Annotated in this window: 11 protein-coding genes; 1 reads left to right on the top strand and 10 read right to left on the bottom strand. The window is 70.4% G+C overall.

Annotated features, from left to right (window positions below):
* Window positions 1-100 precede the first annotated feature (100 nt).
* Complete coding sequence (locus ACF66B_RS11040) at window positions 101-1,195, top strand: HPP family protein (protein WP_111431102.1); 1,095 nt, start codon at window positions 101-103, stop codon at window positions 1,193-1,195.
* 12 nt (window positions 1,196-1,207) lie between these two features.
* On the opposite strand, the gene ACF66B_RS11035 is transcribed toward ACF66B_RS11040, so the two are convergent.
* The 10 genes from ACF66B_RS11035 to ACF66B_RS10990 are packed head-to-tail and all read right to left on the bottom strand — an operon-like array spanning window position 1,208 to window position 18,423.
* Window positions 1,208-5,134 (bottom strand): DUF4157 domain-containing protein, encoded by a 3,927-nt coding sequence (locus ACF66B_RS11035; protein WP_111431103.1) that lies wholly within the window; start codon window positions 5,132-5,134, stop codon window positions 1,208-1,210.
* Between the two features lie 8 nt (window positions 5,135-5,142).
* On the bottom strand, window positions 5,143-6,468 hold the full coding sequence (locus ACF66B_RS11030; protein ID WP_111431104.1) for a DUF4157 domain-containing protein: 1,326 nt from the start codon (window positions 6,466-6,468) through the stop codon (window positions 5,143-5,145).
* Between the two features lie 11 nt (window positions 6,469-6,479).
* Window positions 6,480-9,806, bottom strand: coding sequence for a DUF6519 domain-containing protein (locus tag ACF66B_RS11025; protein WP_111431105.1), 3,327 nt, complete (start codon window positions 9,804-9,806; stop codon window positions 6,480-6,482).
* 14 nt (window positions 9,807-9,820) lie between these two features.
* The gene (locus tag ACF66B_RS11020; protein ID WP_111431106.1) at window positions 9,821-11,458 is read right to left on the bottom strand and encodes a hypothetical protein; all 1,638 of its coding nucleotides are present in this window, start codon (window positions 11,456-11,458) and stop codon (window positions 9,821-9,823) included.
* On the bottom strand, window positions 11,458-14,421 hold the full coding sequence (locus ACF66B_RS11015; RefSeq protein WP_111431107.1) for a hypothetical protein: 2,964 nt from the start codon (window positions 14,419-14,421) through the stop codon (window positions 11,458-11,460). Before ACF66B_RS11015 ends, ACF66B_RS11020 begins: the two co-directional genes overlap by 1 nt.
* A complete protein-coding gene (locus ACF66B_RS11010; RefSeq protein ID WP_111431108.1) occupies window positions 14,418-15,617 on the bottom strand; it encodes a hypothetical protein in 1,200 nt (399 codons plus the stop codon). Before ACF66B_RS11010 ends, ACF66B_RS11015 begins: the two co-directional genes overlap by 4 nt.
* Before the next feature lie 51 nt (window positions 15,618-15,668).
* The gene (locus ACF66B_RS11005) at window positions 15,669-16,067 is read right to left on the bottom strand and encodes a GPW/gp25 family protein (protein WP_111431109.1); all 399 of its coding nucleotides are present in this window, start codon (window positions 16,065-16,067) and stop codon (window positions 15,669-15,671) included.
* Entirely contained in the window at window positions 16,064-16,885 is an 822-nt protein-coding gene (locus tag ACF66B_RS11000) for a phage baseplate assembly protein V (RefSeq protein WP_111431110.1), read from the bottom strand. The genes ACF66B_RS11005 and ACF66B_RS11000 overlap by 4 nt, the downstream gene beginning before the upstream one ends.
* 15 nt (window positions 16,886-16,900) lie before the next feature.
* Window positions 16,901-18,079 carry a hypothetical protein gene (locus ACF66B_RS10995; RefSeq protein ID WP_111431111.1) on the bottom strand — a complete coding sequence of 393 codons (1,179 nt, stop codon included), beginning with the start codon at window positions 18,077-18,079 and terminating at the stop codon, window positions 16,901-16,903.
* On the bottom strand, window positions 18,079-18,423 hold the full coding sequence (locus tag ACF66B_RS10990) for a hypothetical protein (protein ID WP_111431112.1): 345 nt from the start codon (window positions 18,421-18,423) through the stop codon (window positions 18,079-18,081). Before ACF66B_RS10990 ends, ACF66B_RS10995 begins: the two co-directional genes overlap by 1 nt.
* Between the last annotated feature and the right edge of the window lie 9 nt (window positions 18,424-18,432).

The raw sequence follows: 18,432 nt of genomic DNA, 5'->3' as shown, positions 1-18,432 counted from the left end.
TTGCCGCGGGCGATGCCCCGGTTCCCCGATCCTGTTTTCATTTCGCTTATCCTGTGATCATTTGGGCTGAATTATGCCCGGTTGTTGAGCGAAAATGCCGATGAGTATCGCTTCCTGGACCCTTCACGCCTTCGGCCCCGTCCTGCCTGCAACGCGGCGCGGCGAGATCCTTCGTGCCGCCGCAGGGGGGCTGGTGGGGATCGCGGTCTGCATGGCGCTCGCGTGGTGGCTGCCGCAGGTCGCGGGGCTCCGCATGGGGCTCGTGGCGCCGCTCGGGGCGTCGGCCGTGCTCATTTTCGCGGTGCCGAACGCGCCGCTGGCGCAGCCCTGGTCGGCGGTTGTCGGCAACGTCGTCTCGGCGGCGATGGCGGTGGCGGTGCTGATGGTCGTGCCTGCGCCCTGGGCGCCGCCGCTGGCGGTTGGCGGGGCGATCCTCGCGATGCAGCTTGTCCGCGCGCTGCATCCCCCGGGCAGCGCCATAGCACTTCTTGCCGCGCTCAACCCGGAGGCGGTGCGCGAGGCGGGCTTTGCCTTTGCCCTCGTTCCGGTGGGGGCGATGACGCTCGCCCTCGTCCTGGCCGGGATCGTCTTCAACCGGCTGACGGGTCGGGTCTATCCCTTCCGCCAGCCGGCAAGCCTCGAACTGGCGGAGGAGCCGGATCGCATCGGCCTTTCGAATGCGGAACTCGGCGCGCTGCTTTCGCGCTTCAACCAGTCGCCCAATATCGGCGTCGCGGATCTCGGCCGTCTGCTTGCAGCGGCCGAGGGCGAGGCCGCGGCGCACCGTTTCGATGGCGTCACCTGTGCCGAGATCATGACCCGCGACCTCATCACCGCGCCGCCCGAGGCGAGCATTCCGGAGCTCGCCGCGCTCTTCCGGCGCCATGCGATCAAGAGCCTGCCGGTGGTGGACCGTACGGGCCTGTTCCGCGGCCTGATCCTGCAGGCGGACGTGATCGACGCGCTGTTGCAGCCGGTGCCGGGCCGCCGCGGACCGCTTGCCTCCGCGATCATGCGTGACCCGGAGCGCGCGGTGCCCGACGACCTCCCCGTCGGCCGCCTGCTCCACCGGCTGGCGGTGCAGGGGGCCGAGACGGTCCCGGTCACGCGGGAGGGCGTGCTTGTCGGCATCATCACGCGCTCCGACATCATCGCCCTGCTGCTGCGTGGCGCGGAGGAGCGGCTCGCGGCCTGAGGCCCGGAGCGCTCACTTCAGCAGATCGAGCGACTCGCTGCGCAGCGTGCGCAGCGTGTCCGCGACGCGCTCCACCACGCTCTGCATCTTCGCCGCCGCCTGCTTCGAGCGGTTGAGCGCCATGAAATCCTTGAGCTCGATGACATAGGCATCGCGGATCTTGGCGGTGTGGCCGGCGATCTCGGCCTCGAACTTGCCGCGCACCGCGGTCTGGAGATCGGCGACCGCGGATTTCCGCATCGCCGTGTCGGAGGGGTTGGAGACGGCGTAGTCGAGGAGTTTCGTCCGTGCGCCGGCGATCTCGGCCTCGGTCACGATCGGCCCCTTCACGCCCTGCTGCGCCGCCGTCACCTCGCGATGCACCGGACGGTAGAGTGCGACCGTGCCCGCGCGCTCGCGGTCATAGCTCCGCGCGCCGCCGGTGAAGGCCGGGCCGTCGAGGCTCGCGAGCCGGCCCTTCGCGCGTTTCTCGACTTCCGCGGCGGTCCGGCCCTTGTCGCCGTCGGTCTTTGCCTCCGCGGCGGCCTGCTCGGCGGCGCGCGCCTTGACCTGCTCGTCGAGCCCGCCCCGGAAGGCCGCATCGCCAAGCGTCAGGTCGCGCGCCTTTTCGGCCAGCGTTGCCTCGACGACATGGTCGTATTCGAGATAGTTGCCGACATTCTTGGGCTTTGCCTTGTATTCGGTCCGCAGCCCCTCGAGATCGGCGAAATCCGGCAGGCCGGAGGCCGGATCGCCCTCCATCGGCAAGTCCGAGCCGCCGGGCGCATCCGAGCCGCCGCGCTTGACCTTGGGCGGCTTGCCGGGCTCGAAGCCGAAGAGCGCCTTGTTGAGCGTGCCGAGATCGCGCATCCCCGCCCGCAGCTTGCCGCGGATCTGCTTCGTGGCCGCCTTGTCGGCGCTGTAGAGATCCGCGGTCTGGGACAGCTCGGTCTCCATCTCGGCCTGAATGCCGGCGCGCAGGGCGGCAATCTTCTCGAGCGGGCTGCTTTTCGCCTTGGCGGCGGCGATGATCTTCTTGTGGTCCGTGCGCTTCGCATCCGCCGCCGTCTTCTGGCGGTGCGCGGGCCGGTAGACGGTGATCGCGGGAAGCTGCTCGCCCTTCTTGCCGAGCGCCCGGGTGTCGATGTCGCCGAGATTGGGATCGGGGATCGGGCTGCCGTCGCGCTCGCCCTCGGCGATCTCGGCCTTGAGATCGCCCTGGACATATTCCTGAATGGCAAAGCCGAGGCTCTTCTCCGGTATATGGTCGTTCTCGTAGTAGTTCGAGAGCCGCTGCTTGCCGCGCGCGCCGAGCCCCGCCTTGCCGCCGACCGTCTCGATCGCCTTCGAGGTGACATTGCCCCGGTCGGTGTAGAGGCCGGCATCGCCCTCGATCTCGGCAATGCGGGGCTCGCGGGCGCGGATGATCGCGCCATCCTGCGGCTTGTCCTCGAAGAACGGATTGTCGGCGATGCAGGGCCCGAGCTTGGAGAGCTTCTGGCCCGCATCCGCCGTCTCGGCGGTGGCCTTGTCGGCGGGTTTCTTGGTCGAGGTCTTCTGCTGGGCCGGCTTCACCTTCTTCAGTGCCGCCTCGGCCTCGTCGACCTCGAGCTGGAAGGCTGCCTTGAACGCCTCGACGCATTTCGAATCGTCACCGAACTCGGTCGCCTTCTGGCCCTCGCCCTTCATTTCGGCCTGGGCCTGATCGGCCTTGCGCGGCTTGCCCGAAGCGATCTTGAGCACGAAGCTGTTGCCCGCCTGTTCGGGAATGAGCGCATGCGCGGCCTCGCCGATGCGGAAGCCATGCCTGGCGAGCTTGCGCTTGCGGTTCACCTTGCCGAGGATCTTCGAGAAGAGCTTCTTCGCCTTCTTCACGAAGAAGGTGACGAGCTTTTCCATCGCGCGCTTCACCGGGGCCTTGAGCTTCTTGAAGATGCCACGGATCGTATTGGTGATGCCGGTCACGGGCACGAGGGCCGCGACGAAGGCGAGAAAGACCGGGATGGTGCGGGCGATCGTGGTCTCGATGAAATCCACCGCCTGCGCGATCTGGCCGCGGGCGATGGCGCCGATCGAGGAGAAGATCGAGCTCACCAGTTCGATGATCTGCTCCATCCGCTCGAGGAAGGTCTTGATCATGTTGTAGATCGAGAGCGCGACCTTCACGATCGCCCCCACCGGGTTCGAGAGCCCGGCGATCCAGGAGAGCGCGCCGTTGATGATCGTGCCGATGACGAAATCGCGGATGCCGTCGATCACCGTGGTCTTGAAGCCCTCGATCGCCTCGAGCACCCGCTGCCAGATGCCGACGAAGCCGTCGCGCACGAGGATCTGCACGACCTCGACCGAGCGTTCGAGAAACGCGACCTTGCGCTCGCCGCCGCGCCCGAGCTTCTTCACGAGGATCTTGCGGAAATTCGCATAGGTGAGGCCGACGATCTGGAGCGCGACCGAGAGGATGCCCTTGAAGTCGAGCTTCTGCGGCATCTGGATCTCCATGCCCTGGAGCGTGCCGAAGAGCCAGGCCATCAGCCCGGACTTGATGTGTTTCCAGATGTTCTTGCCGAACTTCTGGAAGCCGCCGACCACCGCGCGAACGAGGTTCTTCGCAAAGCCCAGCGGGTCGTTCAGGATGAGCGAGATGGTCTCGCGCGCCTGCTGGATCACCTCCCAGACCCGGTCGCCCCAGCTCCCGGCAAGTTTCAGCGCGCCGTGGATGATGAACTCGAGGATCTTGTCCTTGATCTCGCCGACGAAGGTGATGATGTCCTCGACGAGCGGGCCGAAGATGCGCTTGGCGTCCTTGATCGGCGAGAGCGAGGGCATCTCGTCGATGAAATCCGAGACGAGCCCCTTGATGCGCGCCCAGGTGATGTTGAGCTCCGAGAGCCGCCGCGACACCCAGTCGAAGGCGTTCTGGAGCGCGCGGGTCTCCTTCAGCCGCTCGAAGATCAGGTTGCCGCCGGGGAGCAGCCCGAGGAAGCCGCCGATGAGGTTTTCCGCGGTGCGCGGCACCCGGTTGCCGGTGATCGGGCTCTTGCCGAGGATCACCGTCATCAGGAAATAGCCGGGCACGTTCCGTGCCACCCGCTCGGCCTTGTTGCGGAGCCAGCCGCGGCGGATCTGCGGCTCGGCCGCGCGCTGGGCGGGGGCGGCATCCTCCGCGGCGAGGCTTGGGCGGCGGGTCTGCTGCACGACATGGGTGAGTTCATGCGCCATCAGGCGCCGGTCCTCGACGCTCTCGCCCGCGCCCATCCAGATGTGTTCGCGGTGGGTGAAGGCGCGCGCCCCGATCCGGTCGGCGGCGCGCCGGTCCTCGGCGCCGTCATGGATCCGCACATCGCCGAAGCCCAGGCCGAAGCGCGGCTCCATGAAGGCGCGGACGGTGGCGGGCAGCGGCCGCCCGGCGCCGGGCTGGGCGACCTTGTGCGCCACGTCGCGCGGCGCGGGGCCGCCCTCGGCCCCGACCGCCGGGCCGTCCGGCGCGGCCTGCAGCGCGTCCTCGACCGGCGGCGTCGGCTCGCCCTCCGCGATCTCGCCGAACTCGTCCTGCTGGAGGCCCGCGGTATCGACATCCTCGGTCTTGGGGACGGTCGGGTCCTGATGATCGGCGGGAATCGGCGGGGCGCTGTCGAAGGTCGTGGTGTCGGGCTGGCTCTCCTGGTCGATCTTCGGGAAGCGCCGGGCCGCGCCTGCCGCGGCGCTTCCCGCATCGCCGCCGGGTTCGGCGGCGGGGGGAGCCGGGGCGGGCGCGGGCATCGCGACCACGCGTTCGGCCATCTGTTCCGCCTCGCGCTCGAGCGGATCGTTCGCGGCCCCGACGCGCAGCGCGGGCTGAAGAAGCCGGGCCGACGCGGCGGGATGGGCCCGCTCGGGGGCCTGCACGCGGCGCCGGACCGCCGGAACCGGGCAGCGGGGTCTTGCCCTGCGGACGACGGTATGGGTGCGCGCGTCGCCCATGGCCAGGCTCAGGGCTCGACCGTGACGGACTTCGCATTGCTCCGCGTGCCGTGGTTCACCACGACGAGCTCGACCGCCTTCGCAACACCGGGATCGGCCATCACGCCTTCGGGCACCTTGAAGGCGATGGTGACGGCGGAGGCGCCCTTCGGCTGCGCCCAGGTGTCGTAGGCGGTGATCGGCACCCCGCCCATCTCGACGCGATGATCGGCATCCTGGGTCTGGCCGAACTGGAAGCCCTTGAGGGTGATCGTGTCGCCGACGCGCACCTTGTCGGGCGACGCCTTGGTGATCCAGGGGGCGTAGAAGCCGCAGGCCTCGGTGGCCTTCTCCGCGAGGATCTCGTCCATGTCGTCGACGCTCATGTCGCAGGTGTGGAAGAGTTCGTGGAGCAGGGTTGCCGCGACCTCCCAGCGGCCGATGTCGAAGGCCTTCTGGTTGTAGGCGACCACATGCGGATCCGCCGCCACCTTGCGGATGTCGCTGAGGCCGAAGCGGTTGGTCTTGTCGGGCAGGTAGTAGACGGTCGCGGCGTCGAAGGTCTTGGTTGCGCTGTCGAGCGCCCCGCCGCTGCAGCTGTCCCGGAAGAAATCCCGGCAGCGCCTGGCCTTGATCGCGCGCTCGACGAGGCCGAGGGCGCGGGTGACGTCGGGCTTCTGCTTCTCGGGCACCTTCTTGTATTGCCCGGCGCCGTCCGCGGTGGCGATGGTCGCCCGGCGCAGCATCCGCCGCGCCGCACCCGCCCGGCCGTCGGCTGCGACATGCGCCAGCTCGTGGCCGAGCAGCCGCCCGCCGCCCCGCGCCCTTTCTCCGGCGGCGAAGGCGATGTCGCCGCCCCAGGCGAAGGCGCGTGCCCCGATGGCGCGGGCCGCCCGGTCGGCGGCAGGGCCGTCATGGAGCCGCACGGTGGAGAAATCGCGCCCGAAGCGCGGCTCGAAGAAGGCGCGGTCGGCAGGTGCGAGCGGCTTGCCCGCCCCCATGTTGCGGACCGCCGCAGAGGCGTGGGGTCCGGCGGCCCCGGCCTTTGCCCCGGCCGCCACCGCGGGCGCGCCGGCCGCGCTGCGCTTCGCTTCCTTCTTCTTCTCGTCTTCCGCCGCACATTCGGCGCATTTGCGGTGCACCGCCCCGGTTGCGGGGGCCGAGGCGGTGACGCGCGCGCCGGCCATCGCCTGGGCCGCGGCCCGGTCGGCGGCCTTCTCCGCCGGATCGAGCGCGCCGCCGACGATCACCCGCGTCTCCGCCCCTTCGCTGCGGGCGGGCGGTCCGCTGCGGCGGCCGCGCGGACCACGCGCCGCGCTCCGGAGCATCCGCCGTCTGCGCTTCTTGAGCTTCATGGCCGCGCCTCCTATCCGATCGGGGCCTTGATCGTGGTTTCCGCCGCACGCTTGAGCCGCCGCGCGACGGTGAGGTTGAGGCCCGCATCCCGCGCCACGCGCTGGAGCTCGGCATCGGGCAGGTCCGCGAGGGCGCCCAGCGTCACGATCCCACCGCCCGTCAGTGCGGCGCCGAACTCGGCCTCGCCGCCCAGCACCGCCGCGACCGGTGTCTCGCGCCGCATCGAGGTGACGACCGCATCGCGTTCCTTGGCCGCGGCCGCCAGCGCCGCCTTCTGCTGTTCGGAGATCGTGGCAAGCGTGTCCCGTGCCGCCGAGATCTCGCGGACGACCGCATCCCGCTCGGCCCGGATCCGCACCAGATCGTTCTCGGTCGCGGAGATTTCCTCGCGCCGCCGGGCAATCGCCTCGGCGAGCTCGGCCTCGGCGGCTTTCGCCTCCGCGGTGCGATCGGCGAGGCGGCCGTCGAAGGCCTCCATTGCAGCCTCGGCCCGGGCGTCGAAATCCGGCGCAGTGATCTCGCCCGCCGGGGCCGCACGCTCGAAGAGATACTTCCCGCCGCCGGTGTCGAGCTTGATGTAATCGACCGCGACGCCATCCTGGACGATGAGCGCCACCCGATCCCCGGGCGAGACACCGCCGTCATCGAGCACAAGATCCTCGGGCGCGACCCCCACGCGCGCCTCGCGCAGCTTGGTGATCGCCTCGGCATCGGCGGCGTTGATCGTCTTCGCCACCTCGATGCCGTTGCCCTCGAGTGCCGTCTTCGCCGCGTCGATGCCGAGATCGCCGATGTCGGGGCTGACCTTGTAGTCGCTGGGCGGTGTGAACCCGGTCAGGATGGCAAGGCTCTGTGCCGCGCCGTCGAGCAGCATGTTGGGGCCGAAGTCGGGCTTCAGGGCCCTGGCAACGAACGTGTCGGGTATCTTGAGGTCCGGCCGGATCCCGCCCTGCGGCTTTTCGGGCGGCGGGCAGCAATAGGTTTTCACGGTCGCCGCGAGCCCGTCGCGAAGCTCGGCCGTGTAGTATTGCACCATGCGCCAGGACATCGCCTGCTTGCGGCAGCAGTGCGGGCAGACCTCCTGCAGCCGCACCTGCCCGCCCTCGACGAGGCCGCGCAGGCAGGCGATCGGCACGAGATGCGGCGGATCGCCCGGCGTCGGGCAGCGCGGCAGCACCGCATCGCAGAGGCAGCGGCGAATGCGCTCCTCATCCGTCTCGCGGATCGCCTTGTAGACCAGTGCCTCGCGCTTGAGAAACAGCGCCTCGCGCACCGTGCCGCTGGCGTCATCCGGCCGGACGCTCTCGTCGATCTCGGCAATCCGGGCGGTGAGGCCTCGCGCAACCTCGTCGTCGCCGACGTGCCGGGTGTAGCGCCCGACCAGATCGTCGGTGTATTTCCGCGCAACGCGTTGCTCGCTCGAGGAAAGCTTCTGCCCGCCCGCAAGCTTGGGCGAGGCGGCGCCGTAGATCACCTTGTCGAGCACCGCCTTGTTCGCCTCGGGGGCCGCCACGAGATCGCCCTTGAAGTCGAAGGGCCGCTTGCGGTCGCGGCATTCGGTGAAGACGCTCAGGAAGGTCGGATCCTTCGGCCCGAAGGCGCGCGTCTCCGGGGCGAGGTGCGGCCGGATCTTGCCGCCGTCCTCGATCGAGAGCGCGAGGCAGACCTCGCCGCGCCGGAACGCCGAGGCGAATTCGTCGAGACTGGCGTAGTGAAACCCCTCGCTCTCGACGATACGGCCGATCTCCAGCTCGTCGGCCGCGACCTCGCCGAGATGTCCCGCCCGGTCAAGGATGGTGCCGGCGCTCCAGGCGATCCGCGTGTCGCTGCCGCCCTTCCGCGGGATCACGCCGCAGACCACGCCCCAGTCCTGCATCAGCCGCAGATAGCGCTCGATGCCGAAATCGACCTTGCAGAGATTGGTGAGGGCATCCTGGAGGTTGTCGACATTGTCGTAGAGCCGCGGGCATCCCGTCGGGTCGAAGCCCACATCCGAGGCATTGAGGTCGCAGAGGGCCGCAAGCGCGTCCTGCACGTTCTCCGCACCGTGGTAGAGATCGGCGCAGGTGTTCTCGAAGCTCACGTGGCTTGCGGGGAGATCGGGAAGTGCGGGGAAGGAAAGCCGCCGGCGCTCGGCATCGCTCACCGGTTCGACATCGCCATCGGTCACGCGCAGGAGCGGGCAGTAGTGATGCCGGATGCCCATGGGGGCCTCGCTCACCACCCGGATCGGTTCGGCGGCAAAGCGGCGCGTCTCGATGAGCCAGTAGTCGCCCGCGACGATGGCGCGGTCCTCGAAGTCGATCCGCGCGGTCAGCACCCCGGTCGTGAGCGCAACGCTGTCGCCGTCGAGCGCGATGCCGCCGCTTCCCATGGTGTCGGCGGTGCCGGCGGCGAAGTCGATCTCGGCCTTGCCGTCCCAGCGGCGGAGGAATGGCCCCGGAGCGTCATCGGCCGGGTTGGGCGCATCGCCCACCGCGGCAATGAAGGTCGAGCGCTGCACCTGATCCACAGCATGGTGCACGCCGAGATGCATCTCGCTTTCGAGCGTGAAGACCTCGTAGACCGCCCCGGCCCGGCCGAAATCCTCGGCGCTGATCCCGACCCGTGCGACCGCCGCGGCGTTTTCCGCCGACCAGGCCAGGGTGATCGTATCGGGCGACTGCGGGTCGCCGGTCACATGCAGCACCTCGATGCGGAAGAGGGCATTCGCGACCGTCTGCTCGGCCGCGACGGTATCGGCGCAGGGGTCGCAATCGTCGGCGATCAGGCCCGGGTCGACCGGCTCCGCCGTCAGCCGGCCGTCGCCCTGCCGGGGCAGGGGGCCGTCGGCGTCGCCGAGCTGCCCGAGTTGCGCCATGGGCGCGAACTTGATCTGCGCCATGGTGCGCTGGCGGAAGGCGGTCTCCGCGCCGTGAAAGCCTGCATCCGCGAGGAGCCCGTCCTCGAGCCGCGTGACCGTCCGCTCCCAGAGGTCGGCATAGAGGAAGAACGGCCCGTTGCCGGGCAGGGGCGGGGCTGCGGGAAAATCCTCCTGCGCGCCGTAGAGCGCGAGGGGGCCGTTGAGCGGGCCGGTGGCCCGCGTCACGCCCCGGACACCTTCGGCATAGACGGTGCCGGGCATGAGCCGTGGCCCGCCCTGGCCGAGATCCACGGTGCCGCCTGCCGCCGGCACGCCGCTCGCGGCGGTATCCCGGCCGAGGTTGTCGGCGCGGGCCCGTGCGATGATTGCCTCCTCGCAGATATTGGCATCTGTCACCATGCCGCCCTGGACCTGGAAGACCCCGGAATAGTGCTGGTCCTCCCGGTAGCTCATGCGCGAGATGTTGCCCTTCATGGCCTCGTCTCCCCTCAGACGGCCCGCGCCGGCGGGCGCGAGAGATACGGATCGTAGCGGATGGCGATCTCCTGCCCGAACGGCAGGTGATCCTCGAGCTTGAGCCGCAGGGCACGGATGCGCGCGGCATGGAAGCGGTGGTTGTAGGCGCCCATCTCGCCCTCGTTCTCGGCGCCGCGGAGCACGGCATCGGAACTGGCGAGATCGAGCACCCCGGCGCCGGGCTCGCCGAAGAGCGCGGGCCGGAGCACGGAGCCGTCGCCTTCCTCGAACCAGAGCTGGATGAAATTCGGATCGTCATCGGTGTTGGAGGGCGCGTTCTCCGCCGCGCACCCCGCGAGCGCCGAGAGATCGGGCACGCGCGAGAAGCGGATGCAGGTCGTCTCGCCCGCGCAGTCGAGATCGGGCAGCGGCCCCGCGAAGACGCAGTCCGAGGCGTGCAGCCGCTCGAGCTCGGTTTCCTCCAGAACGGTGCAATAGACCAGCTCGGCAAAGCCGACACCGCCGCGGATCGCATTGAAGAGGCAATCCTGCGCCTTCACGGCGGGCTCGTCGGTCGGGTGGGCGATCACGAGCCGGTCTATCGCGCAGCGGCGGAAGGCCGCGCGCGCCGTTTCGTCCTCGAGCCGGATCGTGCCGGCAAAGAGCAGATCCTCGCACACTAGATCGGTCCCCGCGGGCACCGTGAGATCACCGGTGAGCATCAGCCGGTCGGGCAGCACCAGCGCGCCGTCGATCAGCAGATCTTCGAGCACTCCAAGCGCCTCCAGAACCTCGCGCGGTCCGAAGACCTGCGTCCGGGTCTCCGCCGGATCCACCGCGAGATCGGCCGTGGTCGGGGCGAGCGTCCCGTTCACCCCGCGGGCGAAGAAGCCCTCGGGCGGGCGGACATGGACGAGGGTCCGGCGCGGATGCGGCCCGGTCGTGCGGGTGGGGGTCGCGCGCAGGTCGGGTGTCCTGAGCGAGGTGTCGTCGTAGGCGCCCGGAAAGCAGGGCGTGCCCCGCCGCGCCAGCGGGCGCCAGTAGACGGTCTCGGGCGCGATCGTGCGGCCGAAGCCGTCGCGGCGCGGGATGCGGATCGCGTGCAGCGGGTCGGAGCCGTCGGCATCGACGATCGCGCGGTTGATGAAGCCCTCGGGCGTGCCCTGCGGCAGGCCGGGGGCCGCGGCGGGATCGCCGTCGCCCATCGCTTCCAGCGGTGCGGTGAAGGGCGGCAGGCTCATGCGGGGCGTTGTCAGCGTCCGCCGCCAGCCCTCGACCACCACCGTCTCGTCGCCCGCGATCACGTCGGAAATCTCGTCGATCGAGCGCAGCGAGCCCTTGGACTTGTACCACGATACCGTCTCGTTGAGCTCCTGCCGCCGGGCCTCCGGATCCGGGGCGCGGAGCTCGGCGCCGACCAGTTCGGCGAGATAGGGGATCAGCCAGGGCTGGATCGCGCGGCCGTTGTCGGCAGGCTCGGCAAACGCGTCGGCATAGGCCTGTTCGGTGGTGCCGCGGATGAGATCGAGCAGATGGCCGAAGCCGTGGAGGAAGGCTTCGAGATCGCCCAGATCGCCCGCGACCGGATGCGGATCGCGGAAGCGGTATTCTTCCGGCAGCTCCCGGTAGAGGAGCTTTCCGGCCCGGCTGCGGAGTTGCGAGGGATCCATCAGAGCGCCTCCACCTTGACCGCCATGTCGGTCACCGCCGTTGCCGGATCGGCGGAAATCACCTGATGCGGATGCGGGAAATAGGCTGACCAGGCGCCGCCCGTCTTCGCCGCGCGCAGCACCGCGCCCGGGTCCGGAATGGCGAAGGTCTGCACCGTCGCCGTTTCCACGCCCTCGACGCGCTCGAGCGCCGCGGCGACCTCGGCGATGTAGACCGGCTGGCCGAGCCCGCGCCGGACAAGCGAGAAGGTCTCGATCAGCGCGGCCTGGGCGGCGGCCTGCACCTGCGTGCGGTCATGGGCCTCGACATCGACCCGGACGGTCGCCTCGATGACGAGCCGGACCTGCGTGTAGGGTTCGAGCGCCACGCGGATGCCCGGCAGCGCGCGCGCCTCGATGAAACCCCGGAGCTCGAGATCGAGCGCGGGGCCGATGCCGCCGCCATTGGCGGGCACCAGAATGAGGCCCACCGTCTCGACCCGGCCGGGATCGGTGATCGGATGGGCGCGGGCCTGCCAGATGTCCGAGCGACGGCGGCAGATCCGCTCGAAATCCTTAAGGCTGACGGCCCGGCCATTCGCGGCGAGCCGGGCCGGGGCGTTGACGCGGATATCCTCGACCGGCTCGCGCGCCGCCCCACCGGTCGCGGCGAAGGGCTGGGTGATCGCCCGCACCCAGCGGTGCTTCTTCATCGGCTTTGTAAAGCCGCGCGCGGGCACCCAGCCGCCGGGCCCCACCCCGGTGCGGAACCGGCGCACGACGACATTGTCGGTCCCGGTCGTCAGCCGCCGCCGGAAGTGGATCATCAGCGAGCCGTCCTCGGCGAGCGCGGAGGACCAGCTTTCCGTCCCGTCCGCCTCCGGATCGATCAGGTCGCGATAGGTCCAGAGCGTGCCGTCGACCGTCACGTCCATGTCGGGTGCGACCCCGGTTTCGGCGACCGAGGAGGGCACGAAGCTCACCTCGCGCTGGGCGAAGGCAAAGCTCTGTGCCGCGCGCTCGGCATCCCCCGAGCCCAGCACCTTCGGGCTCTTCGTCTCGCCATGGCCCGCAAGCAGCGTGTTGAGATTGAGCACCGTCCAGCCGCGCAGGAAGCCCGCGAGCCCCTCGGCGGGCTCGAGCGTGATCTCGAGCGCATCCGCCGCGGCGCCGGCCTCGGCCACGGCGGCGAGCACCGGGGCCAGGATCCCCCGCTCGTCCTCGATCAGCACCTTGCGCCCGAGCCGGATCAGCACCTGCGCCGCGACGGGCGGTGCCGCGAGGCGGATCTTGCGCCCCTCGAAGGCGGGCTCGGGGTTGCGGTCATGATCGGCCGGGCGCAGGCCCCGCGTCATCGGCCCATGGAACTCATGCGCATCCGGCTCGAAGCCGGAGCCGCCCGGCATCTCGGCGTAAAACTGGAGCGCATAGGCGTCCTTGCCGATGGCCACCCCCTCGATGCGCAACCCCTGCACCGGCCCGCCCGTTGCCGGGCGCCGGACCATGAGATCGCCGATGGCGAGCCCCTTCGGCGGCTTGCCCGCAAAGCTCACGATCCGCTGGGGCGCCGGTGCGTCGGGCACGACCGCCGGTGGGGCCGCGACCACCGTCGCCGCCTCACGCTTCGCACCCTTCGTCGGCATGTAGAGAAACCCGAGCGCGCTCGAGATCTCGCCGAACCGAAAGCCGAGAATGCCGACCTCGTTGTCGTCGGCATCGAGCGCGGGTTCCTCGTCGCCCTCGGTCTCAACCACCGCGCCGAGGGTATCGACGAAGAAGGCGACCTTGCCGAGTTCGTGCGAGACGATCAGATCGCCGCTGCTGGTTCCCGTCACCGGCACCAGGGTCTCGACGGTGACGGCGGTGCCGTGGTCCAGAGTGAAATCGTTGTCGGTGGCAAGTTTCAGGTGCCCGTCGGCCGTGCCGGTCACGCGCAGCTGTTCGGAATCGCCCGGGTAGTGCAGGCGGATCACGCTGTCGATCGGGTAGTTCGACGCGGTATCGAGCTTCAGCACCAGAACGCCGGGCGTCGAACGCGGCAGACCCCGGCGCACCGCCTTCGGATCGACATGCAGCACCACCGCGCCGCGGGTCCAGGCGAGCTCGGCCTCGCCGAGTGCGATCTCTGCCCGCCCGGCCGCCGCATCGCGGGCAACGCCCGTGAGGAGGACGCCGTCCACGCCCCCCGCCCCCGACGCGGCCGCCAGCACCCCGAGCGCACCGGGCGCGAGCTCGGCCTTGCCGTCGTCGAGCCAGAGATCGGGGCTTGCGAGCGGGCTCGGGTCCGCATCCCAGCCGGTCGCGCGGGCCGCGCTCAGGGCCGCATGCACCGTGATCCGCTCCAGCGTCTCGAAGACCACAGGCGCGCCGCCTTCGGGGGGCGTGTGCTTCATCGCGAGCCCGCGCGGGATCTCCACCGCGCTGCCATCCTCGGTCGGATCGACGAGGAGGCCGACGGAGGTGAGCGCCGAGCTTGGGGGTGCGGGCTGATGGTTCACCATTGCCGCGAGCCGGGCGAGGTTCTGCCACTGGGTCGCGGTGCGCAGATAGCCTTCGTTGGCCAGGGCATCGAGATGGCCGAGCAGCACATGAGAGGCCCGCGCCCCGGCGCGCAGGGTTTCCCAGCCGTAATCCCCCCGCGCCGCGCCGTATTGCGCCAGCAGGCGCGCATTGCGCCGCCGGGACGTCTCCGGCCGGTCGGGCCAGGGGCGGGCGAGGCTCGTCCAGGCAAGGGTGCGCTCGAAGGCCGCGCGCTCCTCCGCCGTTGGCCAGTCCGCGGGGTCAAGCGAGAAGCGCCCGCGCCAGGTCTCGGGCCGCCGTTCCTCCATCGGTGCCCCGCGCGCGACGAGGCCCAGCATCGCGAGGCGCAGCTCCTCGAGCCAGGTGGCGGCATCGCCATCGACATAGGTGAAGCGCGAGAGCCCGGCGCGGTTCCAGCGCGTGAGATCCATGAGCTTGTCGGGGCGCTCCGGAACGTCGCTCATCCCACCTCTCCCCCGTTGACGATCAGCCGGAAATACCCGGTCTCGGGTGCGCCGCGCCGGTTGAGGCAGCGGACGTATTCGTCATCGGCCACCGGGATGAAGCCCGCGGCGCTGCGATCGGGCCAGCCCGAGCCCACGCGCTTGAAGCGGTTGAGGCAGGCGACCGCCACGCCCTCCACCGCCATCGCCGCATCGATGATGTCCGAGGCGAAGAGATCCTCGCCGAAATCGAGCCGCCCGGGTTCGAAGAAGCCGCCCTCGTCGGCGGAAAAGACATCCGCGAGCGCCTGGCGCATCTCGCTGCGGAAATAGCCGGGCTTTGCCCGCACCGAGAGGGTGAAGGCGATGGCGGCGGGCTTCGCGGTTTCGAGAAATACCTCCGAGCCGATCATCCGCCGCCGCTCGATCAGGATGCGCAGCAGCCGCCGGGGCGTGACCGCGGCGCCCTCGGGCGGCAGCGCGAGCCCGTTGTCGAGATGGAAGTTGCGGATCGCGCCCCAGAGCAGATCGGCCTCGGCATTGGTGCCGGGCGCGGGCAGCGCCGTGTCGAGATCGCGATCGGCCTCGAGCAGGGCGGAGACCAGGATGGTGTTCCAGGCCCCGGTCCAGACCAGCCGCGCCTGGGCGCGGGCGACCAGCGGATGGGCCGACAGCACCGCTTCGCAATCCTCGAGCGTCACCATGCGCTGCTGCTCGGCGACCCGGCGCGGGCCCTCGGCGCGGGCGGCTTCCATCCGGGCCGGCTCGAGCCGCCAGAGCCGCTCGAGCTTCTCCTCGCGGCTCTCCGCCGCCCCTCCGGGCACCGGGGGCAGGGCGGCGAGCACATCGTCGCGCACCCGTTCGGCGGCGTCGTAGCCGATGAGCTTCAGCAGCCGCCGCACCGATTGCGGCCGCCGGGCGCTGTCGAGATACCGTTCGGCCTGCACCGCGTCGATGGCGTGGCTTGCCCGGTCGAAGGCGGCGGCCAGGAGCTCGACGATCACCACCTCCATGTCGGCCGGTGTCCAGCGCCGGCGCTCGGGGAAGCGGTGGGCGAGCTCCTGCATGAGGAAGAGCCGCAGGCTGTCGTAGTCCCGTGCCTTCCAGTCGAAATTGTCGGGCACGCCCGGGATCGGCGGCGGCAGCACGGCCTGCCGCTCGCCGCAGTCGGGGCAGCCGTTGTCGAAGATCAGCCTTGGGTCCGGGAGCTCTGCCATCGTCTCCTCACCGTTTCTCCGCGGGCCGCGCTTGGCCCGGTTCGCCGCGCGCTAGAGCTGGATGCTCAGGCGCTCCTCCTTCTGCAGGGCCGCGATCGTGTAGGTGATCTGCACCAGCAGCACCTCGGGCTGGCCCGGCCCGGGCCCCACCTCGACCTTGATCGTCTTCGGATCGACCTCGCCCGCCAGAGCCTCCGCAAGCGAGCCGAAGAGCCGGTTGCGCGCGAGCTCCCAGAGCGACGTCGCATTGGGCTCGAAGACATGCCGCCGCGCCCCGAAGCCGAATTCGGGCCGGAACACCCGCTCGCCGGGCGAGGTGAAGAGCACCTGCTCGACCTGGTGCCGGATATGCTCCATGCGGCTCGCCACCGCCGGCCCCTCCGCCGTCAGCCGGAACGGGAAGGCCATGTAGGCCGTGCGGGGCAGGCGGGTCTCGATCTGGCCGCTCATGACGCCACCGTCTTCGTTGTCATCGTGCCCGGTGTGAGCGGCGCGAGCGGCGGCCCGGAGGGCGAGCCCGGCGCCGTGCAGTTGTGGGTATGGGCATTGAAGAGCGCCATGAAGCTCTGTCCCTTGATGAGCGGCTCGCCCCCCGCGCCGCCCAGCGAGACCGACTGGCCTTCGATCTTCACCGTGGTGCCCGAGACGGTGACGCCGCCCGCGCTCGTCTCGATCGTGTTGCCGGAGGCGTCGGCACAGGCGATGCCCGAGGCCGAGAGGGTGATCGAATTGCCGTTCGCATCCTCGATGACGATCTCGCCGCCGCTTGCGTCGATCGTCACATGCGCGCCGGCCGAATCCGTGAGCGCGATCGACCCCTGGCTGTCCATCTCGAGCACCGCATCCGCGGCGGAGTGGAGCGTCACCAGCTCCGACCCGGAGGTGTCGTCGAAGACGAGCCGGTGGCCGCTCTCGGTGCGGAAGACCTTGGTCTCCTGCCCGGTATGCTGCTCGGCGACCTCGCTTGCGGTCCGCCAGAGCGTGCCGGTCCAGACCGGTGCCGAGGAATCGCCCTCGATGAATTCGACGAACACCGCGGCGTTGACCGGCGGCACCGCGATCCAGCCGAAACCCGAGCCGCCGCCATACGGAAAGGCCGGCTCCGCCCATTGCGAGGGGTTCTCGCCGAGCACCGATGGCACCGTCACCTTGATCCGTCCCCGGTTCTCGGGATCAGCCACATCCACGACATTGCCGCGATACTTGCCCCAGTATTTCGTCGCCTGGCGCCGGGCGGTGTCCTCGAGAAGCTGGAATTCGTCCATCATCGCGCCCCTCCCTCCCTAGAACAGCCCGGCGAGGGCCGATGCCGCGGCCGAAAGCGGCCCGGCCGCCGAGCGGCCCTCGCCGGTTCCGTTGCGCATCACCTCGAAGGTCTGGGTGTAACCCTCGATGGTAAGCTGGTGGGCAACCTTCGCCACATACCAGAGCCCGCCATAGCGCGGGCCCGCGCCGTCGATCGTCACCGGGGTGCCGGGCCGGAGCACGTGGCCGTAGACCGCGCCATCGAGCTCGCCCGAGCCGTGAAGCTTGAAGGCGTGTTCGTTGACCAGCGCCTGCGCCCGCGCCGTGCGTTCCTCCGGCGTCTCGTCGCCCTCCGCACCCACCCGCCAGACCGAGGGCGTTCCGAGCCCCGCGCCTTCCTCACCCGCCGGGCTGCTCCCCAGCACGGGCTCGTCGGGCGTGAGCGTCACCGCCTCGGGCGTCGCGCCCTCTTCGCGCGGGGCCATGTCGGCGCGCACCGCGTCGGGGGTGTCGGCGCTGTCGCCGAGTGTGAAGTTGCGGCAGTTGGTGTCGCGCCCGGCATAGACAAGGATCGGCGCCTGGGGCTCCGCTTCGAGCCGCTTCCGTCCGAACCAGATCGTCCCGTCGTGGAAGATGAGTTCGTAGCCGTTGGCCTTGGCCCGCTCGCGCAGGAACTGGATCGGCGTGCCCTCCTGCGAGAGCGCCCGGCTCGACTGGCCCTCGCCCGAAAGCGGATCGACATCGAGCCCCGCGGCGGAGGCGAGCTCGGTGAGGATCGCGCGGTCCGACATCGGCGCGTCCTCGCCCCAGACCCGGCGCATCTGCTCGCGCGAGAGCGCCGCGCTTTCGTCCTGCACCTCCAGGGTGAGCTTCGCTTCCGCCGCGTTGCCGGGATACTCGGGCGTGAGCTTGAGGATGTAGCCCGCGAGGATCACGTCCTGATGCGCGCCGAAATCGGCCGAGACCCGGATCGGGGTCCAGCGGCCGAAAAGCCCGCTGTCGGCCGCGACCCACTTGCCGTCGCTGCCCCGGCGGTCCTCGATCACGATGGTGCCGGAGGCGGCCTCCTCGAGGCTCGTCTGGATGTCGACGCTGGCGACGAGCGGGGCGACCGCGCCGATGTCGCGGCGGTCCACCCCCGCCTCGATCAGGCAGGAGGGCGGGTTGCGGAAGCCCGCATCGAGAAGCCCCGGGATCGAGAGCGAGAGCCCGACCATCACGGCACCTCCCTGCGGCGCGGCACGATCACCACCCGGCCGACGCGGGCATGGCCCATCTCGACCGAAGGATCCTCCGGCTCGGTCGCCGCGGGGCTCCAGAGCAGATCCTCGGGAAAGAGCACGTCGGGGTTCGCTTCCGCCAGCCAGCGCCAGTCGCGGCTCTCGGCGAAATATTCCTGCGCCACGCTGTCGAGCCGGTCGCGCAGCGCGACCGTGTGTTCGAGTACCGCTTCCGGGTGGCGCAGCCGCCGCGCGCGGAGGCCGCGGAACACCGTCTCGCCGCGGGCATCCGGCTCGAAGAGCGGGGTGAGCGCGTAATCGGATCCCTTGAAGAATGCCATTTCCCCCTC

The organism is Amaricoccus sp. B4 (assembly GCF_043226085.1).
Classification (GTDB): Bacteria; Pseudomonadota; Alphaproteobacteria; order Rhodobacterales; family Rhodobacteraceae; genus Amaricoccus.
Note: the sequence above shows the minus strand (reverse complement) of the source record. Positions and strands in the feature narration are given on the sequence as shown.

Bases quoted from the DNA above. Each gene is read 5' to 3' on its own strand.
- ACF66B_RS11005 (WP_111431109.1), bottom strand. From the start codon at position 16,067: ATGAGCGGCCAGATCGAGACCCGCCTGCCCCGCACGGCCTACATGGCC.
- ACF66B_RS11000 (WP_111431110.1), bottom strand. From the start codon at position 16,885: ATGATGGACGAATTCCAGCTTCTCGAGGACACCGCCCGGCGCCAGGCG.
- ACF66B_RS11010 (WP_111431108.1), bottom strand. From the start codon at position 15,617: ATGGCAGAGCTCCCGGACCCAAGGCTGATCTTCGACAACGGCTGCCCC.
- ACF66B_RS10995 (WP_111431111.1), bottom strand. From the start codon at position 18,079: ATGGTCGGGCTCTCGCTCTCGATCCCGGGGCTTCTCGATGCGGGCTTC.
- ACF66B_RS11040 (WP_111431102.1), top strand. From the start codon at position 101: ATGAGTATCGCTTCCTGGACCCTTCACGCCTTCGGCCCCGTCCTGCCT.
- ACF66B_RS10990 (WP_111431112.1), bottom strand. From the start codon at position 18,423: ATGGCATTCTTCAAGGGATCCGATTACGCGCTCACCCCGCTCTTCGAG.
- ACF66B_RS11020 (WP_111431106.1), bottom strand. From the start codon at position 11,458: ATGGATCCCTCGCAACTCCGCAGCCGGGCCGGAAAGCTCCTCTACCGG.
- ACF66B_RS11025 (WP_111431105.1), bottom strand. From the start codon at position 9,806: ATGAAGGGCAACATCTCGCGCATGAGCTACCGGGAGGACCAGCACTAT.
- ACF66B_RS11035 (WP_111431103.1), bottom strand. From the start codon at position 5,134: ATGGGCGACGCGCGCACCCATACCGTCGTCCGCAGGGCAAGACCCCGC.
- ACF66B_RS11015 (WP_111431107.1), bottom strand. From the start codon at position 14,421: ATGAGCGACGTTCCGGAGCGCCCCGACAAGCTCATGGATCTCACGCGC.
- ACF66B_RS11030 (WP_111431104.1), bottom strand. From the start codon at position 6,468: ATGAAGCTCAAGAAGCGCAGACGGCGGATGCTCCGGAGCGCGGCGCGT.